This window comes from Pseudoalteromonas luteoviolacea NCIMB 1944 (assembly GCF_001625565.1).
In the GTDB taxonomy this organism is placed as follows: Bacteria; Pseudomonadota; Gammaproteobacteria; order Enterobacterales; family Alteromonadaceae; genus Pseudoalteromonas; species Pseudoalteromonas luteoviolacea_F.
This window is the reverse complement of sequence record NZ_AUXS01000050.1, coordinates 1-21,144: the sequence shown is the minus strand read 5'-3', so window position 1 is coordinate 21,144 and position 21,144 is coordinate 1. Positions and strand designations below refer to the sequence as shown.

15 protein-coding genes and 1 tRNA gene are annotated in these 21,144 nt (G+C 44.3%); 13 read left to right on the top strand and 3 right to left on the bottom strand.

All coding sequences use genetic code 11. The features are described from left to right. Positions 1 to 25 precede the first annotated feature (25 nt). The 3 genes from cysN to cysG are packed head-to-tail and all read right to left on the bottom strand — an operon-like array spanning position 26 to position 3,798. Positions 26 to 1,441 carry a sulfate adenylyltransferase subunit CysN gene (cysN, locus tag N483_RS18870; protein ID WP_023400593.1) on the bottom strand — a complete coding sequence of 472 codons (1,416 nt, stop codon included), beginning with the start codon at positions 1,439 to 1,441 and terminating at the stop codon, positions 26 to 28. Then, the gene (gene cysD, locus N483_RS18865; protein WP_023400592.1) at positions 1,442 to 2,341 is read right to left on the bottom strand and encodes a sulfate adenylyltransferase subunit CysD; all 900 of its coding nucleotides are present in this window, start codon (positions 2,339 to 2,341) and stop codon (positions 1,442 to 1,444) included. A gap of 35 nt (positions 2,342 to 2,376) precedes the next feature. Further along, complete coding sequence (cysG, locus tag N483_RS18860; protein ID WP_036976789.1) at positions 2,377 to 3,798, bottom strand: siroheme synthase CysG; 1,422 nt, start codon at positions 3,796 to 3,798, stop codon at positions 2,377 to 2,379. A 392-nt stretch (positions 3,799 to 4,190) separates the two neighbouring features. Between cysG and deoC the strand changes: the two genes are divergently transcribed. From deoC to fusA, 13 genes are all read left to right on the top strand, one after another. After that, positions 4,191 to 4,958 carry a deoxyribose-phosphate aldolase gene (gene deoC / locus N483_RS18855; RefSeq protein ID WP_023400590.1) on the top strand — a complete coding sequence of 256 codons (768 nt, stop codon included), beginning with the start codon at positions 4,191 to 4,193 and terminating at the stop codon, positions 4,956 to 4,958. Positions 4,959 to 5,236: 278 nt separating this feature from the next. Continuing rightward, a tRNA-Trp gene (locus N483_RS18850) sits at positions 5,237 to 5,313 on the top strand. 126 nt (positions 5,314 to 5,439) lie between these two features. Continuing rightward, a complete protein-coding gene (gene secE / locus N483_RS18845; RefSeq protein WP_023400589.1) occupies positions 5,440 to 5,817 on the top strand; it encodes a preprotein translocase subunit SecE in 378 nt (125 codons plus the stop codon). 4 nt (positions 5,818 to 5,821) lie between these two features. After that, positions 5,822 to 6,379, top strand: coding sequence for a transcription termination/antitermination protein NusG (gene nusG / locus N483_RS18840; protein ID WP_023400588.1), 558 nt, complete (start codon positions 5,822 to 5,824; stop codon positions 6,377 to 6,379). A gap of 186 nt (positions 6,380 to 6,565) precedes the next feature. Then, positions 6,566 to 6,994, top strand: coding sequence for a 50S ribosomal protein L11 (gene rplK, locus N483_RS18835; protein ID WP_010387320.1), 429 nt, complete (start codon positions 6,566 to 6,568; stop codon positions 6,992 to 6,994). Between the two features lie 6 nt (positions 6,995 to 7,000). Further along, complete coding sequence (gene rplA / locus N483_RS18830) at positions 7,001 to 7,705, top strand: 50S ribosomal protein L1 (RefSeq protein WP_023400587.1); 705 nt, start codon at positions 7,001 to 7,003, stop codon at positions 7,703 to 7,705. A gap of 337 nt (positions 7,706 to 8,042) precedes the next feature. Beyond that, positions 8,043 to 8,537, top strand: coding sequence for a 50S ribosomal protein L10 (gene rplJ, locus N483_RS18825; protein ID WP_023400586.1), 495 nt, complete (start codon positions 8,043 to 8,045; stop codon positions 8,535 to 8,537). Between the two features lie 72 nt (positions 8,538 to 8,609). Then, complete coding sequence (rplL, locus tag N483_RS18820) at positions 8,610 to 8,972, top strand: 50S ribosomal protein L7/L12 (protein WP_023400585.1); 363 nt, start codon at positions 8,610 to 8,612, stop codon at positions 8,970 to 8,972. 264 nt (positions 8,973 to 9,236) lie between these two features. Next, positions 9,237 to 13,262: a DNA-directed RNA polymerase subunit beta gene (rpoB, locus tag N483_RS18815; protein ID WP_023400584.1), complete on the top strand. Its 4,026-nt coding sequence runs from the start codon at positions 9,237 to 9,239 to the stop codon at positions 13,260 to 13,262. A gap of 104 nt (positions 13,263 to 13,366) precedes the next feature. Continuing rightward, positions 13,367 to 17,548, top strand: coding sequence for a DNA-directed RNA polymerase subunit beta' (gene rpoC / locus N483_RS18810; RefSeq protein ID WP_023400583.1), 4,182 nt, complete (start codon positions 13,367 to 13,369; stop codon positions 17,546 to 17,548). Between the two features lie 428 nt (positions 17,549 to 17,976). Next, entirely contained in the window at positions 17,977 to 18,351 is a 375-nt protein-coding gene (rpsL, locus tag N483_RS18805) for a 30S ribosomal protein S12 (protein WP_010387308.1), read from the top strand. Between the two features lie 102 nt (positions 18,352 to 18,453). Next, positions 18,454 to 18,924: a 30S ribosomal protein S7 gene (gene rpsG / locus N483_RS18800; RefSeq protein WP_023400582.1), complete on the top strand. Its 471-nt coding sequence runs from the start codon at positions 18,454 to 18,456 to the stop codon at positions 18,922 to 18,924. Positions 18,925 to 18,951: 27 nt separating this feature from the next. Beyond that, the gene (gene fusA, locus N483_RS18795; RefSeq protein WP_023400581.1) at positions 18,952 to 21,066 is read left to right on the top strand and encodes an elongation factor G; all 2,115 of its coding nucleotides are present in this window, start codon (positions 18,952 to 18,954) and stop codon (positions 21,064 to 21,066) included. Positions 21,067 to 21,144 lie beyond the last annotated feature (78 nt).

Genomic DNA, 21,144 nt, shown 5'->3' with positions numbered 1-21,144 from the left:
CTCCCAATAACAGGCATAAATCCACTTACTTCAACTTGCTGATATCAAGCGCTTGCCAATGTGGGAAGTGCTTACGTACCAGGGCGTTGAATTCAAGTTCAAAGGCACTGAACTCAGAGCTTGTCGCAGACTCTTCAGCAAGCAGTGCTTCGATCATACCAGCACCAATGGTGAGGTTGCTGATGCGATCAATCAGGATAAATGAACCTGTTTCATGGTTGCTGCGATAGATATCAGCCACGATGCTCTCGGTCAACTCTAAGGTGACAATGGCAATTTCATTCAATTGCAATTGCTCTGCTTGACCTTGCTCTAACGTATTTACATCGATGGTGTGATCAATCTTACGTACAATGGCTGATGTACTCTTACTGCCCAACTTGAAGTTGTAGTTCTTGCCCAATACAAGAGGCTCTTCGTGCATCCACACAAGCTTTGCTTGAATAAGGTTGGTAACTGCCGCAGTAGAGTCAGCTGGAACGATAACATCACCACGGCTGACATCAATTTCATCTGCTAAGGTGATCGTAAATGCTTGACCTGTTTGCGCTTGCTCAAGGTTACCATCAAAAGTCACTAGCTCTTTAATAGTTGAAGATTTGCCTGAAGGCAGTACTTTAACTGCTTGACCTGCACTCAATGAGCCTGAAGTGAGCGTACCTTGAAAACCGCGAAAATCTAAATTTGGACGCACTACATACTGTACAGGGAAACGTGCTTCAAACCCGTGGTTTGCTTCAGCGGCAGGTGAGTCTTCTAGTAGCTCAAGCAGTGGCTTATCTGTGTAGTAAGGAGTCTTTTCAGAACGTGTTACTACGTTATCACCTTTAAGCGCTGACATAGGGATAAACTTGATGTCTGATACATTAAGCTGCTCTGCAAACTGCAAGTAATCCGCTTTGATCTTCTCAAACACGGCTTCGTCAAAGTCAACGATGTCCATTTTGTTGATAGCAACAACAAACTGTTTAATACCTAAAGAATCACAAATAAAGCTGTGACGCTTCGTCTGTACCTGTACACCGTAGCGCGCATCAACCAAGATGATAGCGAGGTCACTCGTCGAAGCACCTGTTACCATATTACGGGTATACTGCTCGTGACCTGGCGTGTCGGCAATGATGAATTTACGCTTTGCTGTTGAAAAATAACGATATGCAACGTCAATCGTAATGCCCTGCTCACGTTCAGCTTGTAGACCGTCAACAAGTAGTGCTAAATCTAGTTCTTCACCGGCGTTACCGACTTTCTCGTTATCTTTATGTAGTGCAGCAAGCTGATCTTCATAAATTTGGTGGCTGTCATGTAGTAGACGACCGATCAGTGTCGACTTACCATCATCAACGCTACCGCAAGTCATCATGCGTAATAAGCTTTTATCTTGTTGGCGAGACAGATAGGCCTCAATGCCCAGTTCTCTTACTTCATTTGCTGTAGACATTTAGAAATACCCCTCGCGTTTTTTCTTCTCCATAGAGCCCGCTGAATCGTGGTCAATGACACGGCCTTCGCGCTCCGATGATGTGGATAGCAGCATTTCTTCGATGATGCCGGTTAAAGTATTGGCTTCAGATTCAACAGCACCTGTTAGTGGGTAACAACCTAGCGTACGGAAGCGCACAGACTTCATTTCTGGTACTTCACCTTCTTCTAAAGGCATACGCTCGTCATCAACCATGATAAGGGTACCGTCACGCTCAACGACAGGGCGTTTCTCTGATAAGTACAGAGGTACAATTTCGATGTTTTCTTGGTAGATATATTGCCAAATATCGAGTTCTGTCCAGTTAGACAATGGGAATACACGAATACTTTCACCAGGGTTTACTTGGCTGTTGTAGGTATTCCAAAGCTCTGGGCGCTGGTTCTTTGGATCCCAGCGATGGTGTTTGTCGCGGAAAGAATATACACGCTCTTTAGCTCGTGACTTCTCTTCATCGCGACGTGCGCCACCGAATGCTGCGTCAAAACCATACTTATCTAGCGCTTGTTTCAAGCCCTGTGTTTTCATCACATCAGTGTGTTTTGCTGAACCATGTGTAAACGGGCCGACGCCCATGGCAATGCCTTCAGGGTTCTTATGAACAATCAGGTCAAAGTTATATTCTTGTGCCAAGCGATCACGAAACTCAATCATTTCGCGGAATTTCCAATCTGTGTCTACATGTAGTAGCGGGAAAGGAATTTTTGCTGGGTAAAATGCTTTACGAGCCAAATGCAGTAACACTGAAGAGTCTTTACCAATTGAGTAAAGCATCACTGGGTTATCGAACTCTGCAGCGACTTCGCGAATAATCTTTATACTTTCAGCTTCAAGTTGCTGAAGGTGGGTTAAAGCCATTGTTCGTCGTCCTACTGTTAATTAAATTAATACGGTTAAGCTACTTGGGTAATGGGTTGTGCAAAGCTACTTACTTGCTCTGATTGCCCAAACCACGCTAATTCTTCATGTAATGCAGCCACTTCACCAATGATCAAAAGTGCTGGCGATTGAATATCGTGCTGCTCTATTTTTTCTGCCAATTCGCTTAGTGTGCCTCTAACAACACGCTGCGATTGACGTGTACCATTTTCAACAATGGCAATAGGGGTTTCAGGCGCTCTACCATGCTCTAGAAGTTTGGCTTGGATATGAGGGGATTTAATTACCCCCATGTATACAGCCAAAGTCTGATTTGGTTGAGCTAAACCGCGCCAATCAAGCTCTTGGCCATCTTTTTTGCAATGACCCGTTACAAACTGAATTGCCTGCGCATGATCTCTGTGCGTAAGCGGTATCCCTGAATAAGCGCTGCACCCTGCGGCTGCTGTGATACCTGGTACTATTTGATACTTAACGCCATGTTGCGCTAATACCTGAACTTCTTCACCACCGCGGCCATAAATAAATGGGTCACCGCCTTTGATACGGCAAACTTTTTTACCTTGCTTGGCAAAGTTGACCAGCATTTGATTGGTATCTTCTTGTTTTACGCTGTGGTTACCAGCTCTTTTACCAACACAGACGAGGTCAGCATCACGTCTCACTAAATCCATGATTTCGTCTGATACAAGGTAATCATAAACGACAACGTCTGCTTGCTGCATTAGTTGTAAAGCCTTGATTGTTAGAAGCTCTGGATCGCCAGGGCCCGCGCCGACTACATAAACTTCGCCTTCGAGTTTACTCGGTTGAGTAAGCATCTCAGTTAGTTGCTGTTGTGCGCCTTGTTCATCACCAGTCTGCACTTTACTAACGACACTCGAATCGAACACGCGTTCCCAAAATTGACGACGGTCTGAGAAGCTTTTAAATCTCGCTTTAACTTGATCTCTAAAGTCACCGGCAAGACGTGCTAACTTGCCTGTATGATGTGGAATAACTGTTTCGAGCTTTTCTCTAATTCTACGTGCTAATACAGGTGCTGTACCTGCACTTGAAATCGCAATGGTAATTGGATCTCTGTCGACAATCGATGGAAAGATAAACCCGCATTTAGGCTGGTCATCTACCACGTTCACAAAGATATTCTGTGCGTTAGCTGCGTCGAACACTGCTTGATTGACAGCTTCATTGTCAGTTGCAGCAATGACCAGCATCATACCTAGTACGTGGTGAGTGTCGAAGTACTCTTTTACTAAGGTTAACTGCTCTTGTGCTGCTAATTCAGTAAGCTCAGTACAAAATTCAGGAGCGACAACCGTCACCTGTGCGCGGGCTTTCAAAAATGCCTGACATTTTCGTAAAGCTACATCTCCACCGCCGACAACTAGCACTGGCCTATCGTCTAACTTGGTAAATATCGGTAAATATTGCACTGTACTCGCCCCTAAATGCATAACCTTGATTTAAGCCAACTAAAATGACTTAGTAGGAGGGCAGAATATATCGGCCTTTAAATACAAAAAAATAATATTAACCCAAAATATATAACTAAAAGTTATATACAGACTTTGATTTTGGTTTAAGGCTTATATTTCAAGGTCTAGAGAGCAAAATGTATCCATATTAGCAACTTATAGCGATTGGTTATGAGATATAATGGAACATGAAAATAACACAGTGCTGAGTGTGAAGATGTCAAAGCTGCACTGGGGCGGACAAATGTCCTGTAGGGTGGCCAAATAATCCATTTAACTTGAACACACTGTAAATGGATAAGATTGATAGTGACAAACCTATTCGATGGTTTGCGCCCTAAGGAGATCTCATGAGTACAAATAATCAAGTCACTGCCGCAGTTGCAAAGCACGTGCTTGAACTAATGGATTTAACTTCGCTCAATGAAGATGATACTGAAAAAAGCATCTTAGAGATGCTTGATAGTATAGACGAAGATGTCGCATTGCCCGCTGCTGTATGTGTTTATCCTCAATTTGTGGCGCTGTGTAAAATGCACCTGTCATCACGGGGCTGGCATAGCGTTAAAGTGGCAACAGTGACAAACTTTCCTTGTGGTGAACAACCTCTTTCGCAAGTGTTAGCACAGACTCAGCAAGCCATTGATGACGGCGCTGACGAAATTGACTTAGTAATGCCATATAACCAAGTTATCGCGGGAGATCCCGATACACCATGGCAATATGTGCGCTCAAGTAAAGAACTATGTGGCAAGTCCGTGCAGTTAAAAGTGATCATTGAAAGTGGTGTGCTAGACACGCCAGAATTGATCGCGCAAGCCAGTGATATCGCAATACTAGCCGGGGCCGATTTTATAAAAACCAGTACCGGGAAAGTAGCTGTTAACGCAACTCTAACAGCGACTAAGGTGATGTTAGAGCGTATTAAAGTTAACGGCAAACCTGTTGGCTTTAAAGCCGCAGGTGGGGTTAAAACGGTTGCACAGGCCTGTCCTTACCTTGACGTTGCTTGCCAGATTATGGGAAAAGGGTGGGTAGAAAAAGCCAATTTCAGGTTTGGCGCATCTAGTTTGCTCGCCGATGTAAAAGGGGTTGTTGCTCGAGGCGAGTGTCTTTAAACAGATAAACGTTAACAAAAAACGAGACTCTTGCTCCATTTCATCGCTCACTTTGAACCGAGACCTTGATATTTTCTGCTACGTACCCAATATAGGTTGTGCTGTATTTAATCAAAGCGGCTGAATTATTCAGTTTTGGGCTTTAAAATAACAAAATGTGATGCCGTGACGCACTTGTGAATAACTGATTGAAAAACAAAAGTTGTGAAAATCACACGATGTATAACTTTTACACTTGTTTTCAGATTGTTCGTCAGTATAATGGGCATCCACTTTGCAGGGGCGTAGTTCCAATTGGTAGAACAGCGGTCTCCAAAACCGATGGTTGCGGGTTCGAGTCCTGCCGCCCCTGCCACTCAATACTTTTTAGTCCCAATTTAAAATAATGTGCAGTTTAAGTCGCTTATTTATAAATTTGGATTTAATGGATTAACCCTGTCTTAGACAGGGTTGTTGTGTCTGTATTTAAGGTAAAACAATTATGAGCACTAATGTTGAAAACCCGTCTAGCTCGATGGACACGGTAAAATGGCTAGTTGCAGTTGTACTACTCACTGGCGCAGTAGTTGGTAACTATATGTATGCAGACATGTCTGCGTTGGTTCGCGCCGTCGGTGTTGTAGTTGCAGTGGGTGCCGCTTTAGGTATCGCAGCGACAACTGAAAAAGGTCGTACTTTTATTGCATTTGCAAAAGAGTCTCGTATTGAGGTTCGTAAAGTTGTATGGCCTACGCGTCAAGAAGCAACACATACTACAATTATCGTGATGGCAGCAACAGTAGTGATGGCACTTATCCTTTGGGGATTAGATGGCTTGCTATTCCGTGCTGTTGGCTTTTTAACTGGATTGGAGATCTGATCCCATGTCGGATGAGAACAAAGAAAAGAAATTACGTTGGTACGTAATTCAGGCGTTTTCTGGTTTTGAAAAGCGCGTTGCTCAAACAATTATCGAGCACATTAAAATTGAAGGCTTAGAAGAAGACTTCGGTGAAGTACTAGTACCTACAGAAGAAGTTGTAGAGATGCGTGCTGGTCAAAAGCGCAAGTCTGAGCGTAAATTCTTCCCAGGTTACGTCCTTGTTCAAATGGTGATGAACGACGCAACTTGGCACTTGGTGAATAGCACACCACGTGTAATGGGCTTTGTTGGCGGTACATCTGATCGTCCTGCACCAATTAGTCAGCGTGAAGCTGATCGTATTCTTAACCGTCTTCAAGAGAACGCAGAAGCACCTAAGCCTGCGACGCTATTTGAACCGGGTGAAGTGGTTCGTGTTATCGATGGTCCATTTGCAGATTTCAACGGTGTAGTTGAAGAAGTGGACTACGAAAAGAGCCGCTTAAAAGTATCAGTACTTATCTTTGGTCGTTCAACGCCTGTTGACTTAGAATTTGGCCAAGTAGAGCAAGATACCTAATTTGCATTATTTTTGTACTATTGCAAAAAGTAATTGAAAAAGGCCGCTGATTAAACTATAATCAGCGGCCTTTTTGTAGCTAGCTCTATGCTAACTGCAAAAAGTACGAATTTTTTAATCGGGAAGCCGTTTGAGTACGCGTCCTCGCGCGCACAAGGCTAAGACCCATTTAACGAGGTTATTAACATGGCTAAAAAAGTTGAAGCTTTAATCAAGCTACAAGTTGCTGCTGGTATGGCTAACCCTAGTCCTCCAGTAGGTCCTGCACTAGGTCAACACGGTGTAAACATCATGGAATTCTGTAAAGCGTTCAACGCACGTACAGAGTCTATCGAGAAAGGCGCACCGGTTCCTGTAATCATTTCTGTTTACAACGACCGTTCATTCACTTTTGATATGAAAACTCCACCTGCATCTTACCTTCTTAAGAAGGCTGCAGGTATCAAGTCTGGTTCTGGCCGTCCAAACACTGAGAAAGTTGGTACTGTAACACGTGCACAACTAGAAGAGATTGTTGAGACTAAACGTCCTGACCTTACTGCTGCTGATATGGACGCAGCTGTACGCACGATTGCAGGTTCTGCACGTGCAATGGGCTTGAATGTAGAAGGGTAATTGAGAATGGCTAAATTAACTAAGCGTATGCGCGTAATCCGCGAAAAAGTTGACGTAACTAAAGAATACGAAATCAACGAAGCTGTTGCTCTTCTTAAAGAACTAGCTACTGCTAAATTCACAGAAAGTGTTGACGTTGCTGTAAACCTTGGCATCGATGCTCGTAAATCAGACCAAAACGTACGTGGTGCAACTGTACTACCACACGGTACTGGTCGTGAAGTACGCGTTGCTGTATTCACTCAAGGTGCTAACGCAGACGCTGCTAAAGAAGCTGGTGCTGATTTAGTAGGTATGGAAGACCTTGCTGAGCAGGTTAAGAAAGGCGAAATGAACTTTGACGTTGTTGTTGCTTCTCCAGATGCAATGCGCGTTGTTGGTCAACTAGGTCAAATCCTAGGTCCACGTGGTCTTATGCCTAACCCTAAAACTGGTACTGTAACACCTAACGTTGCAGAAGCAGTTAAAAACGCAAAAGCTGGTCAGGTTCGTTACCGTAACGACAAGAACGGTATCATCCACACAACAATCGGTAAGGTTGACTTTGACGCTAACCAGCTTCAAGAAAACCTAGAAGCACTTATCGTTGCTCTTAAGAAGGCTAAGCCTTCTCAAGCGAAAGGTACTTACTTGAAGAAAGTAAGCATCTCAACGACTATGGGCGCGGGTGTTGCTGTAGACCAAGCTACTCTAAACACGCAACTAGCGTAATTTAGATTTTAGCGTTTACATGGCGTAAAAATTAGACTATAATTTTGCGCCATTTCGTTGAGAAGTCACTTCCAACGAAGCAAAGAATTCGGGTTGAAGCGCATAATTTCGAACAGTTGTTTATCAAATTTGGTCTACAATAAAATCGATAAATTGCGTTTCCGTCCAAGACCGTAGGTGTAACTTTGTTACTTAATCTCCCTACGTAGACGGTGTGAATCCCAGCTAGATTTTTCCTAATCTTCTGGTTCTCGCCGTAAAAAGCAGCTCATGGCCAGTTGGCTGTGAGTAAAGTAGAACTGGGGACTTGTTCCCATATTAACCAGGAGTAACACCCATGGCTTTAAATCTTCAAGACAAAAAAGCAATTGTTGCTGAAGTCAACGAAGCTGCCAAAGGTGCTCTATCTGCAGTAGTTGCAGATTCTCGTGGTGTAACAGTAGATGCTATCACTGCGCTTCGTAAAGAAGCTCGTGAAGCAGGCGTATGGATGAAAGTCGTCCGTAACACGCTTGCAAAACGCGCTGTTGAAGGTACTGATTATGAGTGCCTTAACGAATCGCTAGTAGGCCCAAGCCTAATCGCTTTCTCTTCAGAGCACCCAGGTGCTGCTGCTCGTATCTTTGCTGATTTCGCAAAGAAAAACGAGTTGTTCGAACTGAAAGCGGCTGCATTTGAAGGCAATGTTGTTGACGTAGATATGCTTGCTAAGCTACCTACTTACGACGAAGCTGTTGCACGCTTAATGAGCGCTATGAAAGAAGCGTCAGCTGGTAAATTGGTTAAAACAATTGAAGCTGTACGTGTTCAGAAAGCTGAAGAAGCTGCTTAATCGCACCTTTTACACTTTCATCAATAAATTTTTTTGAACCTCATGGGTTCGTGATTAATTAGGAAACTTAAAATGTCTGTAACTAAAGACCAAATCCTTGACGCGATTGCTGAAATGTCAGTAATGGAAGTTGTTGAACTAGTTGAAGCAATGGAAGAAAAATTCGGCGTAACTGCAGCTGCTGCTGTTGTTGCTGCTGGTCCTGCTGAAGCTGCTGAAGAGAAGACTGAGTTCGACGTAATCCTAGCTGGCGCTGGCGGTAACAAAGTTGCTGCTATCAAAGCTGTACGTGGTGCAACTGGTCTTGGCCTTAAAGAAGCAAAAGCTCTTGTTGAGTCTGCTCCTGCGCCAATCAAAGAAGCTGTTTCTAAAGAAGAAGCTGAAGCACTTAAGAAAGATCTTGAAGAAGCTGGTGCTGAAGTTGAGATCAAGTAATCTAGCATACGCTAGGTTCGCTGCCTGAGAAATCAGGCAAGGGCTGGTGATTTTTTAATCACCGGCCCTTTTGCGCTCTAGAGCGAAAGTATTACTATTGCGCAATAAAAACCTAAATTCTTCAAGTTTTTCAATAATTTAAACCTTTTGGGAAACTGTTGGGTTTAGGTAGACAATTTAGATGTTGTTATCATGGCTTAGATGCCAATGAATGCTGTTCTGCATGAACAGGTTGGGTCAAAGATCAGCAAGCTGAGGAACCCCATGGCTTACTCTTATTCTGAAAAGAAACGTATCCGTAAGGATTTTGGTAAACGTCCACAAGTTTTGGATATACCTTTCCTTTTGCAAACGCAGTTGGAATCGTTTAAAAAATTCATTACGCCGGACGCGGATGGCGATACTGGATTGGAAGCTGCATTCCGTTCTGTATTCCCTATCAAAAGCTACTCGGGCAATTCTGAACTTCAATACGTGAGTTACCGTATCGGAGAACCAGTATTCGATGTAAAAGAATGTCAAATTCGCGGCGTGACTTATTCTGCTCCACTACGCGTTAAATTACGTCTTGTACTTATGGACAAAGAAGCTCCAGGTACAGTCAAAGACATTAAAGAGCAAGAAGTTTACATGGGCGAGATCCCGCTCATGACAGACACAGGTACTTTCGTAATCAACGGTACCGAGCGTGTTATCGTTTCTCAGCTACACCGTTCACCGGGTGTATTCTTTGATAACGACCGCGGTAAATCTCATTCATCGGGTAAAGTGCTTTATAATGCACGTGTTATCCCTTACCGTGGTTCATGGTTAGATTTTGAATTTGATGTAAAAGATAACCTTTTCGTTCGTATTGACCGTCGTCGTAAGTTACCGGCTTCAATCATTTTACGCGCACTAGAATTCACAACTGAAGAAATTCTAGCGCTGTTCTTTGAAACAACTGGTTTTGAAGTTGTAAACGGTAAAGTGATGATGGAACTAGTACCATCTCGCCTACGTGGTGAGACGGCTGCATTTGATTTCAAAGATGCAGACGGTGAAGTATTGGTTGAACAGGGCCGTCGTATCACAGCTCGTCATATCAAAAACATCGAGAAAAAAGGCATTACGCAACTTGAAGTACCGCATGAGTACATCATTGGTCGCGTAGTTGCTAAAAACTACATCGATGAGTCAACAGGTGAGATCATCGCTGAAGCGAACGCTGAATTGTCGCTTGAGTTGATGGCTGAGCTTGTGAAAGCGGGTCACACTAAGATCGATACGCTTTACATCAATGAAGTAGACAGCGGTGCGTACATGTCAGAGACAGTTCGTATTGATTCTTCTTCTAATCGTCTTGAAGCATTGGTAGAAATCTACCGTATGATGCGCCCAGGCGAGCCACCAACGAAAGAAGCTGCTGAAGCTTTATTCGACAACCTATTCTTCTCTGATGAACGATATGATCTATCAACAGTAGGTCGTATGAAGTTCAATAGCCGTGTTGGTTATGATTCAGATACAGGCCCAGGCACACTGAGCAAAGAAGACATCGTTTCTGTTATGAAAGTTCTTATCGACATTCGTAATGGTAAAGGCGAAGTGGATGATATCGACCACTTAGGTAACCGTCGTATTCGTTCTGTTGGTGAAATGGCTGAAAACCAATTCCGTGTTGGTCTAGTACGTGTTGAACGTGCTGTACGTGAGCGTTTAAGTCTAGGTGACCTAGATAACGTGATGCCACAAGATTTGATCAACGCTAAGCCGATTTCTGCAGCTGTTAAAGAATTCTTTGGTTCTTCTCAGTTGTCACAGTTCATGGACCAAAACAACCCGCTTTCAGAAGTTACGCACAAACGTCGTATTTCTGCGTTAGGTCCGGGTGGTTTGACACGTGAACGTGCAGGCTTCGAAGTTCGAGACGTACACGTAACGCACTACGGTCGTGTTTGTCCAATCGAAACGCCTGAAGGTCCAAACATCGGTCTAATCAACTCATTGTCGACGTACGCACGCACAAATGACTACGGTTTCTTGGAAACTCCTTATCGTAAAGTTGTTGATGGCGTAGTGACTGACGAAGTTGATTACTTATCTGCAATCGAAGAAGGTCAATTCGTAATCGCACAGGCGAATACAAACTTGACTGAAGCGAACCAGTTTGCAGAAGAGTTAATTCCATGTCGTCATAAAGGTGAATCAACCTTTATGCCTAGCGACAGCATCCAGTATATGGATGTATCTCCACAGCAGGTTATCTCTGTGGCTGCGGCACTAATCCCATTCCTTGAACACGATGATGCGAACCGTGCATTGATGGGATCGAACATGCAACGTCAAGCAGTACCAACACTACGCGCTGATAAGCCGTTAGTAGGTACCGGTATCGAGCGTACACTTGCAAAAGATTCAGGTGTAACAATCGTTGCTAAACGTGGTGGTGTCGTAAAATATGCTGACGCGAGCCGTATCGTTGTTAACGTAAATGAAGATGAGCGCGTTCCTGGTGAAGCGGGTATCGACATTTACAACCTAACTAAATACACGCGTTCGAACCAAAACACATGTATTAACCAAAAACCAACTTGTATGGTTGGTGAGCCAGTTGTACGCGGTGACGTACTTGCTGATGGTCCTTCTACGGACTTAGGTGACTTGGCACTTGGTCAAAACCTACGTGTTGCGTTCATGCCTTGGAATGGTTACAACTTCGAGGATTCAATCCTACTTTCAGAGCGAGTTGTACAAGAAGATCGTCTAACCACGATCCATATCCAAGAGCTTCAGTGTATTGCACGTGATACTAAGCTAGGTCCAGAAGAAATCACTGCTGATATCCCTAATGTAGGTGAGTCTGCACTTGGTAAACTGGATGAGTCAGGTGTTGTATACATCGGTGCCGAAGTGAAAGGCGGCGATATCCTAGTAGGTAAAGTAACGCCTAAAGGTGAAACACAGCTTACGCCTGAAGAAAAGCTACTACGTGCAATCTTCGGTGAGAAAGCTTCTGACGTTAAAGATAGCTCTCTACGAGTGCCTAACTCGGTTTCTGGTACAGTTATTGACGTTCAAGTGTTTACTCGCGATGGTGTTGAAAAAGACAAGCGCGCACTTGAAGTTGAAGAAATGCAGCTTCGCGAAGCGAAGAAAGACTTCAATGAAGAATTCAAGATCCTTGAAGGTGGCATTTTAACTCGTGCTCGTAAACTACTAGTTGAATCTGGTCAAAACGAAGATGCAATTGCACTTCTAAATGCTGAGAAGCTACTGACTCAGAGCCTAGCAGACGAAGCACAACAAGCTGAACTTGAACAGTTAGCTGCACAGTACGATGAACTGAAAGCGGAATACGACAAGAAGTTTGAGAACAAACGTCGCAAGATCACACAAGGTGATGACTTAGCGCCGGGCGTACTTAAGATTGTTAAAGTGTACTTAGCTGTTAAACGTCGTATCCAACCGGGTGATAAGATGGCTGGTCGTCACGGTAACAAAGGTGTTATCTCGACAATCGTACCAGTAGAAGATATGCCATATGACGAAAGAGGTCGTACGGTAGACATCGTTCTTAACCCACTAGGTGTACCATCACGTATGAACATCGGTCAGATCCTTGAAACACACATGGGTCTTGCTGCACGCGGTATCGGTGAGCGCATCGAAGATATGATGAAAGAGCAAGCAGAGCTACATGAGCTGCGTGACTTCATCAAGAAAGCGTACGACCTTGGCGACTGTCGTCAAGAAGTAGACATTGCTACATTCTCAGATGACGAAGTTCGTCGCCTAGCAAATAACCTTAAGGGTGGTCTACCAATCGCAACGCCGGCATTCGATGGTGCTAAAGAAAGCGAAATCAAAGAGCTACTAGAGCTTGGTGGTTACCCATCAAGTGGTCAGGTAACGCTTTATGATGGCCGTACGGGTGATGCATTTGAGCGTAAAGTAACTGTTGGTTACATGTACATGCTGAAACTAAACCACTTAGTAGACGACAAGATGCACGCACGTTCAACGGGTTCTTACAGCCTAGTTACTCAGCAGCCGCTGGGTGGTAAAGCACAGTTCGGTGGACAGCGTTTCGGTGAGATGGAGGTATGGGCATTAGAAGCATACGGTGCTGCCTATACACTACAGGAAATGTTGACAGTTAAGTCGGATGACGTAAATGGTCGTACTAAGATGTATAAGAACATCGTAGACGGTAACCACAAGATGGAACCGGGTATGCCAGAGTCATTCAACGTATTGTTGAAAGAAATCCGCTCGCTAGGTATCAACATCGAGTTGGAAGAAAGTTAATCCGACCGGCAGCTCAGTTGAGCTGCCAACCCGGACTGTAACTGTAAAGAATGAAGGGGTGAGCGCAGCTTGCCCTCAAGATTAACTCCGACAGGAGAGCTAAGGTGAAAGACTTACTTAAGTTTCTGAAGCAACAAAATAAGACCGAAGAATTCGATGCAATTCGCATTGGTCTTTCTTCTCCAGACATGGTTCGTTCATGGTCATACGGTGAAGTAAAGAAACCTGAGACAATCAACTACCGTACTTTCAAGCCTGAGCGTGATGGCTTATTCTGTGCCCGTATTTTCGGCCCAGTAAAAGATTACGAATGTTTGTGTGGTAAATACAAGCGACTAAAACACCGCGGTGTTATCTGTGAAAAGTGTGGCGTAGAAGTTACACTTACTAAAGTGCGTCGTGACCGCATGGGTCACATTGAGCTTGCGAGCCCAGTAGCGCACATTTGGTTCCTTAAATCATTACCGTCTCGTATCGGCTTAATGCTTGATATGACACTTCGTGACATCGAGCGTGTACTTTACTTCGAATCATTCGTAGTAACAGAGCCTGGTATGACAACGCTTGAGCGTGGCCAGCTATTAGGTGAAGAAGAGTACCTAGATGCACTAGAAGAGCACGGTGATGAGTTTGAAGCGAAGATGGGTGCAGAAGCTGTACTTGATCTACTTCGCGAACTAGACCTTGGTCAGTTAATCGCAGAAATGCGTGAAGAGTTACCAACAATTAACTCTGAGACTAAGCGTAAGAAAATTACTAAGCGTCTTAAGCTTATGGAATCGTTCCACCAATCAGGTAACAACCCTGAGTGGATGATCATGAGCGTACTACCTGTACTTCCACCAGATCTTCGTCCACTAGTACCACTAGATGGCGGTCGTTTCGCGACTTCAGATCTGAACGACTTATACCGTCGTGTTATCAACCGTAACAACCGTCTGAAGCGTCTACTAGACCTAGCTGCACCAGACATCATCGTACGCAACGAAAAGCGTATGTTACAAGAAGCGGTAGATGCACTACTTGATAACGGTCGTCGTGGTCGTGCGATCACAGGTTCTAACAAGCGTCCTCTTAAGTCGCTTGCAGACATGATCAAAGGTAAACAAGGTCGTTTCCGTCAAAACCTTCTAGGTAAGCGTGTTGACTACTCAGGCCGTTCTGTAATCACAGTTGGTCCAACGCTTAAACTTCACCAGTGTGGTCTTCCGAAGAAGATGGCACTAGAGCTATTCAAGCCATTTATCTACGGTAAGCTAGAGCGCCGTGGCATGGCTACTACCATCAAAGCTGCGAAGAAGATGGTAGAGCGTGAAGTACCAGAGGTTTGGGACGTACTTGATGAAGTGATCCGTGAACACCCAGTTCTATTGAACCGTGCTCCTACACTTCACAGACTTGGTATCCAAGCATTTGAACCGGTTCTAATCGAAGGTAAAGCAATCCACCTACACCCGTTGGTGTGTGCGGCGTATAACGCTGACTTCGATGGTGACCAAATGGCGGTACACGTACCGTTAACATTAGAAGCACAGCTAGAAGCTCGTGCACTAATGATGTCTACAAACAACATCCTTTCACCTGCAAGTGGTGAGCCTATCATCGTACCTTCACAGGACGTTGTATTAGGTCTTTACTACATGACGCGCGATCGCATCAATGCAAAAGGTGAAGGCATTGCGTTTAAAGACCCGAAAGAAGCTGAAAAAGCATACCGTACAGGTACAGCAGAGCTTCACGCACGTGTTAAAGTTCGTCTAACAGAAACTATTGTTGACGAAGAAACTGGCGAGCGTTCGGAAAAAACTCACATTGTTGATACAACAGTAGGTCGTGCGATCCTTTCATTGATCATGCCAAAAGGCCTTCCGTTTGAGCTAATCAACAGAGCGCTAGGTAAGAAGCAGATCTCTGGTCTTCTTAACGAGTGTTACCGTCGCCTAGGTCTAAAAGACACGGTTGTGTTTGCTGACCAAGTGATGTACACAGGTTTCCACTATGCGATGAAGTCAGGTGTATCTATCGGTATTAACGATATGGTTATTCCACCTACGAAGACTGAAATCATCGAGCGTGCAGAAGCTGAAGTTGCAGAGATTAACCAACAGTTCCAATCAGGTCTTGTAACTGCGGGTGAAAAGTACAACAAAGTAATCGATATCTGGTCACGTGTTAACGAAAACCTATCACGTGAAATGATGGCGAACTTATCGAAAGATACAGTTGTGAATGCACAGGGTGAAGAAGAGCAACAAGACTCTTTCAACTCAGTATTCATGATGGCCGACTCAGGTGCTCGTGGTAGTGCCGCTCAGATCCGTCAGCTAGCAGGTATGCGTGGTCTAATGGCACGTCCAGATGGTTCAATCATCGAGACGCCAATCACGGCAAACTTCCGTGAAGGTCTAAACGTACTTCAGTACTTCATCTCGACGCACGGTGCACGTAAAGGTCTTGCCGATACCGCACTTAAGACAGCAAACTCGGGTTACCTAACACGTCGTCTAGTAGACGTTGCGCAAGATTTGGTTATCAACGAATCAGATTGTGGCACGTTAGAAGGCCTAGTAATGAAGCCACTTATCGAAGGTGGTGACGTTGTAGAGCCGCTTCGCGAGCGAGTTCTAGGTCGTGTTGTTGCAGAAGACGTATGTAAGCCAGGTACTGATGAAGTACTGGTTGAACGTAACGTGATGCTTGACGAAAAACTGTGTGACCTTTTAGAAGAGCACTCAGTAGATGAAGTTAAAGTTCGCTCTGTAATCACGTGTGACAATGACTTTGGTGTATGTGCTAACTGTTACGGTCGTGACCTTGCACGTGGCCATATCATTAACCCAGGTGAGGCAGTCGGTGTAATTGCAGCTCAGTCAATCGGTGAGCCAGGTACACAGCTTACGATGCGTACGTTCCACATCGGTGGTGCGGCATCAAGAGCATCTGCAGAAAACAGCGTACAAGTTAAAAACAACGGTAGCATGAAGCTACATAACGCTAAATTTGTAATTAATACAGATGGCAAGATCGTTGTAACTTCACGTTCTACAGAAATTACGGTTATTGATGAGCAAGGCCGTGAGAAAGAGCGTTATAAGGTACCTTACGGTGCAGTACTGACTGTTCAAGATGGTGCAGAAGTTAAAGGTAGCGACATTGTTGCTAACTGGGACCCGCATAGTCACCCAATCGTTATCGAACACCAGTCAAAAGTATCGTTCAGCGATATTGATGACTCAAATACAGAAGCTCAGACTGATGAACTAACTGGTCTAACGCGTGTTGTAGTTAAAGATCTAGCTAAGGTAAATGCAAAAGAGCCTAAGCTAATCATCGAAAACGAAGAGCGTGGCCTACAGGAAATCCGTCTACCTTCATTCACCACGATTGAAATTACAGACGGTGCAACTGTTCAGCCGGGTGACGTATTAGCACGTATTCCGCAAGAAGGTTCGAAGACTCGTGATATCACCGGTGGTCTACCTCGAGTTGCTGACTTATTTGAAGCACGTAAGCCAAAAGATCCTGCTATCCTTGCAGAGATCACAGGTACTGTGAGCTTCGGTAAAGAGACTAAAGGTAAGAAACGTCTAGTTATCACACCAGATCAAGGCGATGCATATGAAGAGATGATCCCGAAATGGCGTCAGCTTAACGTGTTCGAAGGTGAGCAAGTTGCTAAAGGTGAAGTCATTGCTGATGGTCCTGAGTCTCCGCATGACATCCTACGTCTACGTGGTGTGACAGATGTATCTAACTACATCACCAACGAAGTTCAGGAAGTTTACCGTCTTCAGGGTGTAAAGATTAACGATAAGCACATCGAAACAATTGTTCGCCAAATGCTACGTAAGTGTATCATTCTTGACGGTGGTGACACTGAGTTCCTAGCAGGTGAGCAAGCGGAGGTTGCACGCGTTAACATTGCAAACCGTGAGCTTGAGAAGCAAGGTAAGATCCCAGCTAAATTCGAAATTCAGCTAATGGGTATTACTAAAGCATCACTAGCAACTGAATCGTTCATCTCAGCGGCATCGTTCCAGGAGACAACTCGTGTCCTAACTGAAGCAGCTGTAAACGGTAAGAGCGATGAGCTTCGCGGCCTGAAAGAAAATGTTATCGTAGGTCGTTTGATCCCAGCAGGTACTGGTTTTGCGTATCACCAAGAGCGTATTAACCGTCGCAAAGAAAGCGAGCTACCAGTTGAAGAGCAAACAGTAAGTGCAGAAGAGGCGTCTCAGGCGCTTACAGACGCACTTAACGCTGACCTATTAGGCGGCAACGAGTAAGCTTTAGAGACTAAATAGTCTGACTAAAAGGGCCGCCTCTAAGGCGGCCTTTTTGATCTATACAATTTGAGCGAGATTGGAGAAAAAGCAACTTGTCATGGCGGTGTCTTAATCACATGTCAGTATCTGTCGTTTTGGTAAATCTCTGATAAAGGTACGAGGAGCACGATGTGTAATCTATATTGGGTGAGAGATATATCACTATTTAGCAAAATAGGATAAGCCGTAAATCACCTTAGAGTTAAAAGCACAGCCTCAAAATGCACAAATTCGACGAAAAATACCGCTGTAAAATGGATTTTTATTGACAGGTTAATCTTTGCTCATTAAAATTCGGCCACCCATTTATTCGTTCCATTAAAATGGAAGGAAAATTTGGGTCGATTTTATTTTTTCAGTAGTAATTTTAACTAATCAGGAGCTATTTAATGGCAACTATTAACCAGCTAGTACGTAAGCCACGTCGCAGCAAGGTTACAAAGAGCAACTCTGCTGCTCTTAAAGCTTGTCCACAAAAGCGTGGTGTATGTACTCGTGTATATACAACTACACCAAAGAAACCAAACTCTGCACTACGTAAAGTAGCGCGTGTTCGTCTTACGAACGGTTTCGAAGTAACTTCTTACATTGGCGGTGAAGGCCACAACCTTCAAGAGCACAGTGTAATCCTTATCCGTGGTGGTCGTGTTAAAGACTTACCAGGTGTGCGTTTCCACACAGTTCGTGGTGCGCTTGACTGTGCGGGTGTTAACGATCGTAAACAAGGTCGTTCTAAGTACGGTGCAAAACGTCCTAAGGGCTAATGGTTCTCCGTTAGTAAGGCCAAGCACTTAAGTTTTAATATTGAATAATTTGTTTTGGGTATTCGTTTAAAAAAACGAACCTGAAGATATCGGAGAGATAAAATGCCTAGAAGACGCGTAATAGGTCAACGTAAAATTCTTCCAGATCCGAAGTTCGGATCAGAACTTCTTGCTAAATTCGTTAACGTAGTAATGTTAGACGGCAAGAAATCTACTGCTGAAAAAATCGTATACGGTGCGCTAGACGTGGCTGCTGATAAATCAGGCAAGTCGCACCTAGAAATCTTTGAAGCTGCACTTGAAAATGTACGCCCTGCGGTTGAGGTTAAATCTCGCCGTGTTGGTGGTTCTACATATCAAGTACCAGTTGAAGTACGTCCAGTTCGTCGCAACGCATTAGGTATGCGTTGGTTAGTTGACTCTGCACGTAAGCGTGGCGAGAAGTCAATGGGTCTTCGTCTTGCACAAGAGATCCTTGACGCTGCGGAAAACAAAGGCACTGCGGTTAAGAAACGTGAAGACGTTCACCGTATGGCTGAAGCGAACAAAGCATTCGCTCACTACCGTTGGTAATCTGCCCAAGACCTTTAAGAGGATATTATGGCACGTACTACTCCAATTGAGCGCTATCGTAACATCGGTATTTGTGCTCACGTAGATGCAGGTAAAACCACCACCACAGAGCGTGTACTTTATTACACGGGTCTGTCTCACAAAATTGGTGAGGTACATGATGGTGCTGCAACTATGGACTGGATGGAGCAGGAGCAGGAGCGTGGTATTACCATCACTTCTGCTGCGACAACGTGTTTCTGGAAAGGTATGGATGCTCAGTTCCCTGAGCATCGCATCAATATCATTGATACTCCAGGACACGTAGACTTTACTATCGAAGTAGAACGCTCATTGCGTGTACTTGATGGTGCAGTTGTTGTTCTTTGTGCTTCATCAGGCGTACAACCACAAACAGAAACTGTTTGGCGTCAAGCCAATAAATACGAAGTTCCTCGTATGATCTTCGTTAACAAGATGGACCGTACTGGTGCAGATTTCTTGGCAGTTGTGGATCAGGTGAAAGACCGTCTTGGTGCGACACCTGTGCCTATTCAGTTACCAATTGGTGCTGAAGATGAATTTAAAGGTGTTATCGATCTCATCAAAATGAAAGCCATTAACTGGAACGAAGATGACCAGGGCATGACTTTCACATACGAAGAGATCCCGGCAGACCTTCAGGATTTAGCTGAAGAGTGGCACTCTCACTTAGTTGAAAGTGCAGCGGAAGCGACTGAAGAGCTAATGGACAAATATTTAGAAGAAGGTGAGTTGAGCGAAGAGGAGATTAAATCTGCGATTCGTCAACTGACATTGAACAACGAAATTGTGCCAATGTCTTGTGGTAGTGCATTCAAAAACAAAGGTGTTCAAGCTGTGCTTGATGCTGTTATTGAATTCATGCCTTCACCAACTGAGGTTAAAGAGATTCAGGGTATCCTTGAGGATGATTCTGAAGCTACTCGTCCAGCTAGCGACGACGCGCCGTTTTCGGCGTTGGCGTTTAAAATTGCGACGGACCCATTTGTTGGTACACTGACTTTCTTCCGAGTTTATTCTGGTACTGTAGGTCAAGGTGACTCTGTTTATAACCCTGTAAAGGGTAAAAAAGAGCGTTTTGGTCGTATTGTTCAGATGCACTCAAATTCGCGCGAAGAAATTAAAGAAGTTCGCGCTGGTGATATTGCTGCTGCGATTGGACTTAAAGACGTTACCACTGGTGACACGCTTTGTTCTCAAGATTCAGTGATCACATTAGAGCGCATGGAATTTCCAGAGCCTGTGATCTCAGTAGCGGTAGAGCCAAAAACAGTCGCTGATCAGGAAAAAATGGGTATTGCACTAGGTAAACTAGCAGCAGAAGATCCGTCTTTCCGTGTTGAAACTGACGAAGAGTCAGGTCAAACGATCATCTCTGGTATGGGTGAACTGCACCTAGATATCATTGTTGACCGTATGAAACGTGAATTCAACGTTGTTTGTAACGTTGGTAAGCCGCAAGTGGCATACAGAGAAACCATTCGTGGCTCTGTAGAAGCTGAAGGTAAGTTCGTACGTCAATCTGGTGGTCGTGGTCAATATGGTCACGTATGGCTGAAATTGGAACCAATGGACTTTTCTGATGAAGACGCACCTACTTACGAATTCGTTAATGAAATCGTAGGCGGTACGGTTCCTAAGGAATACATCCCAGCGGTTGATAAAGGTATTCAAGAGCAAATGAAACAAGGTGTGCTTGCGGGCTACCCTCTGTTAGGTGTGAAAGCGACGTTATTTGACGGTTCTTTCCACGATGTTGACTCAAATGAAATGGCCTTTAAGATCGCCGGTTCAATGGGCTTCAGAAATGGTGCTTTAGAAGCGCAACCAGTGCTTTTAGAACCTGTTATGAAAGTTGAAGTCACTACCCCTGAAGAAAACATGGGTGACGTAGTAGGCGACTTAAACCGTCGTCGCGGCATGATCGAAGGTATGGAAGACGCTTTTGGTGGTCTTAAGCTTGTAAATGCACAAGTCCCACTGTCTGAAATGTTTGGTTATGCAACCGATTTACGTTCTGCAACGCAAGGTCGTGCCTCGTACTCAATGGAATTTTCCAAGTACGCAGAAGCGGCGAAAAACGTTGCCGACGCAATAATTGCAGCTCGCGCTGTTAAGTAATTTTAGTTCGGTCCGGTCTTAGGACTGGACTTTAATTTCTTTATAGGAAATTTTAAAATGGCAAAAGAAAAGTTTGAA